Source organism: Curvibacter soli (genome assembly GCF_029211125.1).
GTDB classification, from domain to species: domain Bacteria; phylum Pseudomonadota; class Gammaproteobacteria; order Burkholderiales; family Burkholderiaceae_C; genus Curvibacter_A; species Curvibacter_A soli.
Genome location: NZ_JARGEN010000009.1, coordinates 17180 through 29841 on the forward strand (window position 1 = coordinate 17180; position 12662 = coordinate 29841).

Annotated in this window: 11 protein-coding genes; 5 read left to right on the forward strand and 6 right to left on the reverse strand. The window is 67.1% G+C overall.

Features of this window, described 5'->3' with window-relative positions; genetic code table 11:
- Positions 1-242: 242 nt before the first annotated feature.
- The 6 genes from rlmD to PY257_RS01415 form a co-directional block, all read right to left on the reverse strand.
- Positions 243-1712 (reverse strand): 23S rRNA (uracil(1939)-C(5))-methyltransferase RlmD, encoded by a 1470-nt coding sequence (rlmD, locus tag PY257_RS01390; RefSeq protein ID WP_275738013.1) that lies wholly within the window; start codon positions 1710-1712, stop codon positions 243-245.
- A gap of 200 nt (positions 1713-1912) precedes the next feature.
- Positions 1913-4510: a bifunctional aconitate hydratase 2/2-methylisocitrate dehydratase gene (gene acnB / locus PY257_RS01395; RefSeq protein WP_275738014.1), complete on the reverse strand. Its 2598-nt coding sequence runs from the start codon at positions 4508-4510 to the stop codon at positions 1913-1915.
- Positions 4511-4641: 131 nt separating this feature from the next.
- The gene (locus tag PY257_RS01400; protein ID WP_275738059.1) at positions 4642-5220 is read right to left on the reverse strand and encodes a hypothetical protein; all 579 of its coding nucleotides are present in this window, start codon (positions 5218-5220) and stop codon (positions 4642-4644) included.
- A gap of 21 nt (positions 5221-5241) precedes the next feature.
- The gene (locus tag PY257_RS01405; RefSeq protein WP_419095640.1) at positions 5242-6255 is read right to left on the reverse strand and encodes an HpcH/HpaI aldolase/citrate lyase family protein; all 1014 of its coding nucleotides are present in this window, start codon (positions 6253-6255) and stop codon (positions 5242-5244) included.
- Positions 6249-7025, reverse strand: a complete 777-nt coding sequence (gene tam / locus PY257_RS01410) for a trans-aconitate 2-methyltransferase (protein WP_275738019.1) — start codon at positions 7023-7025, stop codon at positions 6249-6251. Before tam ends, PY257_RS01405 begins: the two co-directional genes overlap by 7 nt.
- A 20-nt stretch (positions 7026-7045) precedes the next feature.
- Positions 7046-8032 (reverse strand): malate dehydrogenase, encoded by a 987-nt coding sequence (locus PY257_RS01415; protein WP_275738021.1) that lies wholly within the window; start codon positions 8030-8032, stop codon positions 7046-7048.
- Between the two features lie 262 nt (positions 8033-8294).
- Here PY257_RS01415 and PY257_RS01420 point away from each other — a divergent pair, with 262 nt between their 5' ends.
- The 5 genes from PY257_RS01420 to PY257_RS01440 all read left to right on the forward strand — a co-directional run bounded on the left by PY257_RS01420 (position 8295) and on the right by PY257_RS01440 (position 12637).
- Complete coding sequence (locus PY257_RS01420) at positions 8295-9062, forward strand: GntR family transcriptional regulator (RefSeq protein ID WP_275738023.1); 768 nt, start codon at positions 8295-8297, stop codon at positions 9060-9062.
- Positions 9063-9205: 143 nt separating this feature from the next.
- Entirely contained in the window at positions 9206-9637 is a 432-nt protein-coding gene (gene sdhC, locus PY257_RS01425) for a succinate dehydrogenase, cytochrome b556 subunit (RefSeq protein ID WP_275738025.1), read from the forward strand.
- Between the two features lie 59 nt (positions 9638-9696).
- Positions 9697-10062, forward strand: a complete 366-nt coding sequence (gene sdhD / locus PY257_RS01430) for a succinate dehydrogenase, hydrophobic membrane anchor protein (RefSeq protein ID WP_275738027.1) — start codon at positions 9697-9699, stop codon at positions 10060-10062.
- Between the two features lie 31 nt (positions 10063-10093).
- The gene (gene sdhA / locus PY257_RS01435) at positions 10094-11902 is read left to right on the forward strand and encodes a succinate dehydrogenase flavoprotein subunit (RefSeq protein ID WP_275738029.1); all 1809 of its coding nucleotides are present in this window, start codon (positions 10094-10096) and stop codon (positions 11900-11902) included.
- A gap of 33 nt (positions 11903-11935) precedes the next feature.
- Positions 11936-12637, forward strand: coding sequence for a succinate dehydrogenase iron-sulfur subunit (locus tag PY257_RS01440; RefSeq protein WP_275738061.1), 702 nt, complete (start codon positions 11936-11938; stop codon positions 12635-12637).
- Positions 12638-12662: the final 25 nt, after the last annotated feature.

Below are 12662 nucleotides of genomic sequence, written 5' to 3' on the forward strand. Positions count from 1 at the left end.
TTTGGCGCAGGGCAAGGCGCAAACCACAGCACCACAACGATAGCCGTCGCTATCGCGAGGATTTGCAACGCCGCCATGCGTCAAAAGGCGCGGTTTTATGTGCTGCTTAACATTGAACACTGCACTAGCGCTATCGAATAGATAGCTTCCACCGCACGCATTCCGGCAGTTTCAGCAACAAAACCCTCTGAAATCCTCGAAAAACCTGCGGTGGCAGCTTCTTTTTCGATAGCACTGCACGATCAGCCCGGTGTGTCGGAGCGCTCGAACACCGCGATGCTTTCCACGTGCGCGGTGTGCGCAAACATGTTGACTACCCCCGCCGCGACGCAGCGGTAGCCCGCCTGGTGCACCAGCAGCCCCGCGTCGCGCGCCAGCGTGGCGGGGTTGCAGCTCACGTAGACGATGCGGGCGGGCGGCGTCCAGCCCTCGGCCTCGGCCCCGGCGGGCAGCAGCCCCGCGCCCTGGGCACCGATGCGCTGCTGGTGCAGGTCGGCCAGCGCCTTGGCCAGCGCGAAGGCGCCTTCGCGTGGCGGGTCCACCAGCCACTTGTCGGCAACGCCGTCCTGCACCAGCGCCTGCGGCGTCATCTCGAACAGGTTGCGTGCTACGAAAGTTGTAGCTGCCAGCGCCCGTCCTGCCTGCGCTGGAGCCTGATTTTCCTTGTAATTCTCGCGCGAGCGAGCCACCAGCGCCTCGCTGCCCTCCACGCCCAGCACCTCGCGCGCCCGGGTGGCGATGGGCAGGGTGAAGTTGCCCAGGCCGCAGAACCAGTCGATCACGCGCTCGTTGGGCTGCACGGCCAGCAGCCGCAGCGCGCGGCCCACGAGCACGCGGTTGATGTGCGGGTTGACCTGCGTGAAGTCGGTCGGCTTGAACGGCATGCGGATGCCGAACTCGGGCAGCGCGTAGGCCAGTTGCGGCCCGTCGGCATCGAGCAGGCGCACGGTGTCGGGCCCCTTGGGCTGCAGCCACCACTGCACGCTGGGGTGGGCTGCGGCGAAGGCGCGCAGGCGGGCCGTGTCGGCGTCGGAGAGCGGCTCCAGGTGGCGCAGCACCAGGGCCGTCACCTCGTCGCCGCAGGCCAGCTCGATCTGCGGGCAGGTGTCGCGCGCCTCCAGGCTGCCGACCAGCGCGCGCAGCGGCATGAGCATGGCGCTCACGTGCGGCGGCAGCACGGGGCAGACGCCCATGTCGGCCACGTAGCGGCTCTTGCGTTCGTGAAAGCCCACGAGCACGGTGCCCTTCTTCTGCACATGGCGTACCGACAGCCGTGCGCGGTAGCGGTAGCCCCAGGCGGGGCCATGGATGGGGCACAGCAGCGTCTCGGCGCGCACCTTGCCCAGATGCCAGAGGCTGTCCTCCAGCACGCGTTGCTTGACGGCCACCTGGGCGGCAGGGTGCAGGTGCTGCATCTTGCAGCCGCCGCAGGCGCCCGCGTGCAGACCGAAGTGCGGGCAGCCCGGCGCGACGCGCTGCGACGATTCGTGGTGGATGGCCGTGAGGGTGGCCTGCTCCCAGTTGTTCTTCTTGCGGTAGGTGCTGGCACTCACCAGTTCGCCGGGCAGCGCGCCTTCGATGAACACCACCTTGCCGTCGGCGCGCCGGGCCACGCCCTGGGCTTCGAGGTCCAGCGATTCGACGCGCAGCCAGCCGTCGGGCAGGGCGCCCGCTCCATCATCGTTCGCGGGGATCGTGGTCGTGTCTGTCATGGGGCTGGATTGTCTCAGGCCGCAAAAAGCAAAAAACCCCGCAGGTCGCAGCCCGCGGGGTTTGGGTCACAGGGCGGGCGCAGTGCCCAAATGGCTTTGCCTTCGGGCGCAGGACAAGGCGCGGGGGGGGGGCCGCAGACAGTGCCGCAGCACGGCACAAGGCGCCCCAACGCAGTGATGCGCTCGAAGGCAATGCCGTATCAGACGGCCACGCCGTCGGCCACTTCCTTGTACTCGACGATCTGGTCGAAGTTCATGTAGCGGTAGATCTTGTCGCCGTCCTTGTTGACCACGCCCATGTCGGCGCTGTATTCGGCCACCGTGGGGATGCGGCCCAGCTTGGAGGCGATGGCCGCCAGCTCTGCCGAGGCCAGGTACACGTTGGTGTTCTTGCCGAGTCGGTTCGGGAAGTTGCGCGTGCTGGTGGAGACCACCGTGGCGCCCTCGCGCACCTGGGCCTGGTTGCCCATGCACAGCGAGCAGCCGGGCATCTCGGTGCGCGCGCCCGCGGTGCCGAACACGCCGTAGTGGCCTTCCTTGGTCAGCTCGCTCGCGTCCATCTTGGTGGGCGGCGCGACCCAGAGCTTGACCGGGATGTCGCGCTTGCCTTCGAGCAGCTTGCTGGCGGCGCGGAAGTGGCCGATGTTGGTCATGCACGAGCCGATGAACACCTCGTCGATCTTGGTGCCGGCCACGTCGGAGAGCAGCTTGGCGTCGTCCGGGTCGTTGGGGCAGCAGAGCACGGGCTCCTTGATCTGGTCGAGGTCGATCTCGATCACGGCGGCGTACTCGGCGTCCTTGTCGGCTTCGAGCAGTTGCGGGTTGGCCAGCCAGGCCTCGACGTTCTTGATGCGGCGCTCCAGCGTGCGCTTGTCCTGGTAGCCGTCGGCGATCATGTTCTTCATGAGCACGACGTTGGAGTTCAGGTACTCGATGATCGGCGCCTTGTTGAGCTTGACCGTGCAGCCAGCGGCGGAGCGCTCGGCGGAGGCGTCGGACAGCTCGAACGCCTGCTCCACCTTCAGGTCGGGCAGGCCCTCGATTTCGAGGATGCGGCCCGAGAACACGTTCTTCTTTCCCTGCTTGGCGACCGTGAGCAGGCCGGCCTCGATGGCATAGTAGGGAATCGCGTGCACCAGGTCGCGCAGCGTGATGCCGGGCTGCATGGCGCCCTTGAAGCGCACCAGCACGGATTCGGGCATGTCCAGCGGCATCACGCCGGTGGCGGCGCCGAAGGCCACCAGGCCCGAGCCCGCGGGGAAGCTGATGCCGATGGGAAAGCGGGTGTGCGAGTCGCCGCCGGTGCCCACGGTGTCGGGCAGCAGCAGGCGGTTGAGCCAGGAGTGGATCACGCCATCGCCCGGGCGCAGCGCCACGCCGCCGCGGTTGCTGATGAAGGCCGGCAGCTCGCGGTGCGTCTTCACGTCCACAGGCTTGGGGTAGGCCGCGGTGTGGCAGAACGACTGCATTACCAGGTCGGCAGAGAAACCAAGGCAGGCCAGGTCCTTCAGCTCGTCGCGGGTCATGGGGCCGGTGGTGTCCTGGCTGCCCACGGTGGTCATCCGGGGCTCGCAGTAGGTGCCGGGGCGGATGCCCTTGCCTTCGGGCAGGCCGCAGGCGCGGCCCACCATCTTCTGCGCCAGGGTGAAGCCCCGGCCGCTGTCGACCGGCGCCTTGGGCAGGCGGAACACGGTGGATGCGGGCAGGCCCAGGAAGTCGCGCGCCTTGCCCGTGAGCGAGCGCCCGATGATGAGGTTGATGCGCCCACCCGCGCGCACCTCGTCGAACAGTACGTCGCTCTTGAGCTTGAACTCGGCCACCGTGGCGCCGTTCTTCACGATCCTGCCGTCATAGGGCAGGACATCGACCACGTCGCCCATCTCCAGCGTGGAGACGTCCACCTCGATCGGCAGCGAGCCCGAGTCTTCCTGCGTGTTGAAGAAGATCGGCGCGATCTTGCCGCCCAGCGTGACGCCGCCGAAGCGCTTGTTGGGCACGAACGGAATGTCCTGGCCCGTGGCCCAGATCACGCTGTTGGTGGCCGACTTGCGAGAAGATCCCGTGCCCACCACGTCGCCCACGTAGGCCACGAGGTGGCCTTTCTTCTTCAGGTCCTCGATGAACTGCATGGGCCCGCGCTTGCCGTCTTCCTCGGGCCGGAAGGCCGCGCCTTCGCGCGTGTTCTTCAGCATGGCGAGATAGTGCAGCGGAATGTCGGGGCGGCTCCAGGCGTCGGGCGCGGGGGACAGATCGTCGGTATTGGTCTCGCCGGGCACCTTGAAGACGGTGACGGTGATCTTCTGCCCGACCTCGGGACGGCTGGTGAACCATTCGGCATCGGCCCAGGACTGGATCACTTCCTTGGCCTTCGCGTTGCCGGCCTTCGCCTTGTCGGCCACGTCGTTGAAGAAATCGAACATCAGCAGGGTCTTCTTCAGGCCCTCGGCGGCCACGCCGGCCACCGCCGCGTCCTTGTCGTCGAGCAGTTCGATCAGCGGATGCACGTTGTAGCCGCCCACCATGGTGCCCAGCAGCTCGGTGGCCTTGGCGCGGCTGATGAGGGCCACCGCGATGTCGCCGTGCGCCACCGCCGCGAGGAAGCTGGCCTTGACCTTGGCCGCATCGTCCACGCCCGGCGGCACGCGGTGCGTGAGCAGGTCCAGCAGGAAGGCGTCCTCGCCCGCCGGCGGGGTCTTGATCAGCTCGATCAGATCGGCCGTCTGCTTCGCATCGAGCGGCAACGGCGGGATGCCGAGCGCTGCGCGCTCGGCGACGTGTTGGCGGTAGGCTTGCAACATCTTGTTCTCCAGTTTCAAAAATGGGGCGGCGGCGCGGGTCTTTTGACAGGACTTACGCAAATAAGGATGCGGCAAGGGGCCGCGCCCAAAGGCGAACGGCTTGCCTCACCTTGTTTTGCGCGAGACGTGTGTTATTTGGTGGTGATTGCCGCGGTTTCGAGCAGGCTGGGCGGCGGGTTGGTCTTGAAGCCTTCGGCCACGAGCGCCTGCTGCGGGCTCATGCATTCGTCGGCCATGCGCTGGCCGAGCTTCTGGTTCATGAGCATGGACTTGTTGGCGATCTGCAGCCATACCGCACCGGCCTTCGGGTCTTCCAGACGGATGGCGCCGGTGCGGCTTTCCACCGGGGCCATGCGGAACTTGAAGCCCTTGCCCTCCACGTCGAAGTAGCCGGGCATGCGCGCGTCGGCGGACACGGTGACGTAGGCGCCCAGCTCGCACGGCATGCGGCCCGTCTGCACGCGCTCCGACAGCGCCAGCTCGGTGGGCGACAGCGCCGCTTCGGCGGCGGAGACGCCTGCGGCCACGTTGGCTGCCGCGCTCTTGAGCTCGACGCGGCTGGCCGAGGGCTTGGGCTTGGCCTTGGCGATCTTGGTGGCCGCGGGCTTGGTGGCGGCGGTCTTGGCCACGGCCTTGGCGGGAGCATCCGCCTGCGCCAGCACCATCGCCGGCGCGCATGCCATGAGCAGGGATGCGAGAAGAGTTTTCATCATCAAGGGACCTTTCCTTTCTTAGCGGGGAGGCGCAGCGAAATACGGCTGCACCGAGGACGGCAGAACTTGCCCGGTGCGGTGTGCACGCTCCAGGGTCTGCCAGTAGTAGCGATAGCTGGCGCGGTCGTGCAGTTGGCCACCGAAACTGATCGGAGCCCAATCCGCACCTGCGGCGGCAGCTATGATTTTTGCAGCATCCTCGATATCCTGCGGCGGTGGCGCGAAGGCTTGCAGGATGGGTCGGATCTGGTCGGGGTGGATGCTCCACATGCGCATGTAGCCCAGCTCGCGCGCGGCGCGCGTGGCGGCCTGGCGCAGCGCCTGGGCGTCGCGGAACTCGGTCACCACGCAATGCGACGGCACCTTGCCGCTGGCGTGGCAGGCCGAGGCAATGTCGAGCTTGGCGCGCAGCACCAGCGGATGGCTGAACTGGCCCTGCACCCCCATGCCGCCGGCGGGAATGGCGCCGCCGTGGGCCGAGACGAAATCCATGAGGCCAAACGAGAGCGACTGCACGCGCGGATGGGCCGCGATGTCGAACGCGCGGTGCACGGCCATGGGCGACTCGATCAGCGCGTGCAGCGGCAGCGCCGGGGCGCCCGCCGCATCGAGCGCCTGTGCGGCGCGCGCCACGTCGTGCACCGATTCGACCTTGGGCACCATCACATGGCACAGGCGCGCGCCGGCGCGGCCCACGATGGCGGCCACGTCGGCCTCGAACGCCGGATGGTCCACGGGGTGCACGCGGGCGGCCACGCGGGCACCCGGGACGGCGGAAAGCGCCAGCTCGGCCACCAGCGCGGCGTGCTCGGCCTCGCCGCCGGCGGGAGCGCCGTCCTCGCAGTCGAGCGTGACGTCGAACACGCAGGCGCCGAACTCCTGCGCCATCTCGGCCTGCAATGCCAGGCTCTTGCGCATGCGCGCCTCGACGCCGCTGTAGTGGTCGCACACGGGCAGCGCCACGGCACCGGCCTGCGCACCGAGCAGCACGGTAGCGGGATGGGCGGCAGCGCCTGCAGCGGTGGTCACGATGGCTTGCGCGCGACGATGAACATGCGCGGGAAGGCCAGCAGGCGGCGCCCGTCCGTGCGCGCGGGGTAGGCCGCATCGACGCAGCGCTCGTACTCGGCCAGGAAGCTCTCGCGCAGCGCGGGCGGCAGCGGGTCGATGAAAGGCCGCAGCCCCGTGCCGCGCACCCATTCGACGATGGCGGCAGCGGAAGCCATGGGGTGCTGGTAGACGGTGTGCCACACGTCCACCAGCACGGCGCGCGGGGCCAGCAGATCGTAGTAGCCGGCGATGGCCAGCAGGTCGGTGCGCAGACGTCCGGCATCGCCTATCGGCCCGGCCCAGGGCGCCTGGGCCGCCAGTTCGCGCATCAGGCGGTGCGTGGGCTCCTCGCGGTTGTCGGGCATCTGGATGGCCAGCACACCGCCGGGCGCCAGGGCGTCGAACAGGCGCGGGACCAGCGTTTCATGCGCGGGCACCCACTGCAGCGAGGCGTTGGCATAGATCAGGTCGGGTGCCGCCTCGGGCTGCCAGGCGCCGATGTCGGCGGAATCGAAACGCACTCCGGGCAGGCGCTGGCGCGCGCTTTGCAGCATGGCGTCGGAATTGTCCACGCCGGCGACCGCCGCACCGGGAAAGCGCTGCACGAGCAGTTCGGTCGAATTGCCCGGGCCGCAGCCCAGGTCCACCACCCGTGCGGCGCGCTCCAGCGGCACCCGCGCCAGTAACTCACGCGCCGGGCGCGTGCGTTCGTCTTCGTAGCGGCGGTAGAGCCCAGGGTTCCAGTCGCTCATGGGCGGGCGGCAGGGTTGGTTCAGAGCAGATGGGCAACGCCGGCTTGCTCGTCCTGCAGTTCCTTCAGGGTCTTGTCGATGCGCTCCTGACTGAAGGCGTCGATTTCCAGTCCTTCGACGATCTTGTATTCGCCGCTCTCGCAGGTGACCGGGAAGCCGAACATCGTGTCCTTCGGAATGCCGTACTGGCCGCCCGAGGGGACGCCCATCGTGACCCATTTGCCCTGGGTGCCCAGCGCCCAGTCGCGCATGTGGTCGATGGCGGCATTGGCGGCCGAGGCAGCCGAGGACAGGCCGCGCGCCTCGATGATCGCCGCGCCGCGCTTGCCGACGGTGGGCAGGAACACATTGGCGTTCCAGTCCTGGTCGTTGATCAACTTGGCCACGCTTTCGCCCTTGATGGTGGCGAAGCGGTAGTCGGCGTACATCGTGGGCGAATGGTTGCCCCAGACGGTGAGCTTCTCGATATCGGCCACCGCCTTGCCGGTCTTGGCGGCGATCTGGCTCAGCGCGCGGTTGTGGTCCAGGCGCAGCATCGCGGTGAAGTTCTTGGCCGGCAGGTCGGGCGCGGACTTCATGGCGATGTAGGCATTGGTGTTGGCGGGGTTGCCGACCACCAGCACCTTGACGCTGCGGCTGGCCACGGCATTGAGGGCCTTGCCCTGCGCCGTGAAGATGGCGCCATTGACAGCCAGCAGTTCGGCGCGCTCCATGCCGGGGCCACGGGGGCGCGAGCCGACCAGCAGGGCATAGTCGGCGTCCTTGAAGGCGGTCATCGGATCGCCATGGGCCTCCATGCCGGCCAGCAGCGGGAAGGCGCAGTCGTCGAGCTCCATCATCACGCCCTTGAGTGCCTTTTGCGGGCCCTCGACGGGCACTTCGAGCAGTTGCAGGATCACCGGCTGGTCCTTGCCCAGCATTTCGCCCGAGGCGATGCGAAACAGCAGGGCGTAGCCGATTTGGCCAGCGGCGCCGGTGACGGCAACGCGGACAGGTTTCTTGCTCATGAGGAAACTCCTGGAAGTTGGGTGATGACGTTGGTCGCGCGCACCGCCAGCCTGGGGCGCACCGACCAGCCGCGCCGGGGAAGAATGATAGTGCGCGAGTGTACCCGCGAAAGTCGGACAGCGTCAATTTGTCTTATGTCTTATATAAGATATGATCGGAGAGCCACAGCCCTGCCCGCCACGCCACTCCGCCACTCCGCCACGCCACTCCGCCACTCCGCCACGCTTTTTTCCGCGTCCGTTTCGCCCCATCCCATTGCCAATGGCCCAGACGCCCTCCTCTTCCTCCGCTGCCGCACCGCAAACGCCGGCCTTCAGCCCGCTGTACCAGCAGATCAAGACGCTGATCCTGCAGAGCCTGCAGGCGGGCGAGTGGAAGCCCGGGGAGCTTATTCCGAGCGAAATCGAGCTGGCCGCGCGCTTCCGCGTGAGCCAGGGCACGGTGCGCAAGGCCATCGACGAGCTGGCCGCCGAGAACCTCGTCGTGCGCCGCCAGGGCAAGGGCACCTTCGTCGCCACGCACGCCGAGCAGCAGGTGCAGTACCGCTTTCTGCGACTGGTGCCCGATAGCGGCGACGCGCGCGCGGAAGGCCCGGCGCAGCGGCGCGTGCTGGAATGCAAGCGCGTGCGCGCCAACGCCGACATCGCACGCTGCCTGGCCCTGCGCACGGGCGACGCGGTGCTGCAGGCGCGGCGCGTCCTGTCGCTCGCGGGCGTGCCCACCATCCTGGAGGACATCTGGCTGCCGGGCCAGCCATTCAAGGGACTGACCGCCGAGCGCATGGCGCAATACCCGGGCGCCACCTATGCAATGTTCGAACTGGAGTTCGGCGTGCGCATGGTGCGCGCGGACGAGAAAATCCGCGCCGTCCTGCCCGATAGCGAGCAGGCGACCCTGCTGGGCGTGGACGCGCACACGCCGCTGCTGAGCGTGGAGCGCCTTGCCTGCACCTACCATGACACGCCCATGGAGCTGCGGCGCGGCCTCTACCGCACCGACACGCACCACTACCACAATGCACTGAGCTGATCCATGCCCTGCCCCCACCTTCTTGAGCGGCAACATCGAAAATACCGTGCTCCCCCAAGAGATGCTGGTGCGTTGCAATAGAATTTTGCGTTGTTTGCTCGTCACCGAATTACAAAACAGTTATACCCACGAAAGCGCCTGCCATGACCGAAATCGCCAAGCCGCGGCCCGAGTTCCGCAATATCAACGCCATCACCGACCTGACCACCTACCGCCTGCCGCCCGCCGGCTGGGTTTCCATCCTGCACCGCGCCAGCGGGCTGCTGATGTTCGTGCTACTGCCGTTCATCATCTGGATGTTCGATGCATCCATCTCCTCCGAAATCTCGTTTTCGAAATTCAAGGCCGCTTTCAACAGCGGCCTTGGTTTTGTTCCGGGCTGGTTCATCAAGCTGGTGGCGCTGGCACTGATCTGGGCCTACCTGCACCACTTCATTGCCGGCGTGCGCCACCTCTGGATGGATGCGACCCACTCGGTGAGCAAGGAGTTCGGCCGCACCTCCGCGCTCGTCACGCTCGTGCTGGGCATCGGCCTGACCGTGATCCTGGGCGCCAAGCTGTTCGGCCTGTACTGAGCCCCGCGCGCCGCCCTGCTCCCCTTCCCCCTCGATACGCACTACAAGAAGGACTTCCCATGTCTGTGAATTACGGCTCCAAGCGCACCGTCGTCGGCGCCCACTACGGCCTGCGCGACTGGCTGGCCCAGCGCGCCACCGCCGCCCTGATGGCGCTGTTCACCGTGCTGCTGCTGGCGCAGGTGATCTTCAGCAAGGGCCCGATCGGCTACGACACCTGGTCGGGCATCTTCGCGCGCCAATGGATGAAGGTGCTGGCGTTCGCCGTCATCGTCTCCCTGGCCTACCACGCATGGGTGGGCGTGCGCGACATCTGGATGGACTACATCAAGCCCGTCTGGGGCCGTCTGCTGCTCGACCTCCTCACCCTCGTCTGGCTCGTCGGCTGCGCCGGCTGGGCAGTGCAGGTTCTGTGGCGCCTTTGATTCCCCCCGCGAGACTGAAAGCCAAAACACAATGAGCTACACCCAAGCCAACATCTCCAAGCGCAAGTTCGACGTCATCATCGTGGGGGCCGGCGGCTCCGGCATGCGGGCGTCCCTGCAGCTTTCGCGCGCGGGCCTCAACGTCGCCGTGCTCTCCAAGGTGTTCCCCACCCGCTCGCATACCGTGGCCGCGCAGGGCGGCATCGGCGCCTCGCTCGGCAACATGAGCGACGACAACTGGGAATGGCACTTCTACGACACCGTGAAGGGCTCCGACTGGCTCGGCGACCAGGATGCCATCGAATTCATGTGCCGCCAGGCGCCCAACGCGGTGTATGAACTGGAGCACTTCGGCATGCCGTTCGACCGCAACGCCGACGGCACCATCTACCAGCGCCCCTTCGGCGGCCACACCGCCAACCACGGCGAAAAGCCCGTGCAGCGCGCCTGCGCCGCCGCCGACCGCACCGGCCATGCGCTGCTGCACACGCTCTACCAGAAGAACGTGGAGGCGCGCACCCAGTTCTTCGTCGAATGGATGGCGCTGGACCTGATCCGCGACGCCGACGGCGATGTGGTGGGCGTGACCGCGCTGGAGCTGGAAACCGGCGAGATCTACACCCTGCAGGCCAAGGCCACGCTGCTCGCCACGGGCGGCGCGGGCCGCATCTTCCAGGCCTCGACCAACGCTTTCATCAACACCGGCGACGGCCTGGGCATGGCCGCGCGCGCGGGCCTGCCGCTGCAGGACATGGAGTTCTGGCAGTTCCACCCCACCGGCGTGGCCGGCGCCGGCGTGCTGCTCACCGAAGGCTGCCGCGGCGAGGGCGCCATCCTCATCAACAGCGAAGGCGAACGCTTCATGGAGCGCTACGCCCCCACGCTGAAGGACCTGGCGCCGCGCGACTTCGTGTCGCGCTCCATGGACCAGGAAATCAAGGAAGGCCGCGGCTGCGGCCCCAACAAGGACTACGTGCTGCTCAAGCTCGACCACCTGGGGGCGGAGACCATCCACAAGCGCCTGCCCTCGGTGTTCGAGATCGGCGTCAACTTTGCCAACGTGGACATCACCAAGGAGCCGATCCCCGTGGTGCCCACCATCCACTACCAGATGGGCGGCATCCCGACCAACATCCACGGCCAGGTCGTCACGCCCGACGGCAGCGGCGGCGAGAAAATCGTCGGCGGCCTCTACGCGGTGGGCGAATGCTCGTGCGTGAGCGTGCATGGCGCCAACCGCCTGGGTACCAACTCGCTGCTCGACCTCGTAGTGTTCGGCCGCTCTGCGGGCAACCACATCACCGAATACAGCAAGGCCACCGCCGCAGCCAAGGAACTGCCCGCCAATGCTGCCGATTTTTCACTCAGCCGCCTGAACCGTCTCGAAAGCTCCAGCAGCGGCGAATACGCGCAAGACGTCGCAAACGACATCCGCACGACCATGCAGGCCCACGCGGGCGTCTTCCGCACCCAGGCGTCCATGGACGAAGGCGTTGCCAAGATCAAGGAAGTGGCCGAGCGCGTGCCGAGCATCGCGCTCAAGGACAAGTCCAAGGTCTGGAACACGGCGCGCATGGAAGCGCTGGAAGTGGAGAACCTCATCGAAGTCGCCAAGGCCACGATGATCTCCGCCGCCGCCCGCCACGAATGCCGCGGCGCGCACTCGGTGGACGACTACGACCGCCCGGCCGACGACGCCGACTTTCCGCTGGGCCGCAACGACAAGGAATGGATGAAGCACACGCTGTGGTACCGCGAGGGCAACCGCCTCGACTACAAGCCCGTGCGCCTGAAACCGCTGACGGTGCCGACCGTGCCGCCGAAGCCACGTACTTTCTAAGCGACAAAACAAGAAAGCACCCCCATGAGCACCATCAAACGCACCTTCAAGATCTACCGCTACGACCCGGACAAGGACGCCAAGCCGTACCTGCAGACGGTGGAGATCGAACTCGACGGCCACGAGCGCATGCTGCTCGACGCGCTGATCAAGCTCAAGGCCCAGGACCCGTCCATTGCCTTCCGCCGCTCCTGCCGCGAAGGCGTGTGCGGCTCCGACGCCATGAACATCAACGGCAAGAACGGCCTGGCCTGCCTGACCAACCTGCGCACGCTCAAGGACCCGATCGTCCTCAAGCCCCTGCCCGGCCTGCCCGTGATCCGCGACCTGATCGTGGACATGACCCAGTTCTTCAACCAGTACCACTCGGTCAAGCCCTACCTCATCAACGAGAACACGCCGCCCGAGAAGGAGCGCCTGCAGTCGCCCGAAGAGCGCGAGGAGCTCAACGGCCTGTACGAATGCATCCTGTGCGCGAGCTGCTCCACGAGTTGTCCGAGCTTCTGGTGGAACCCCGACAAGTTCGTCGGCCCCGCGGGCCTGCTGCAGGCCTACCGCTTCATCGCCGACAGCCGCGACCAGGCCACTGGCGCGCGCCTGGACAACCTCGAGGATCCGTACCGCCTGTTCCGCTGTCATACCATCATGAACTGTGTGGACGTTTGCCCCAAGGGCCTGAACCCCACGAAGGCGATCGGCAAAATCAAGGAACTGATGGTGCGCCGCGCGGTGTGACCACCCGCGCATCCGTAAACCGAAG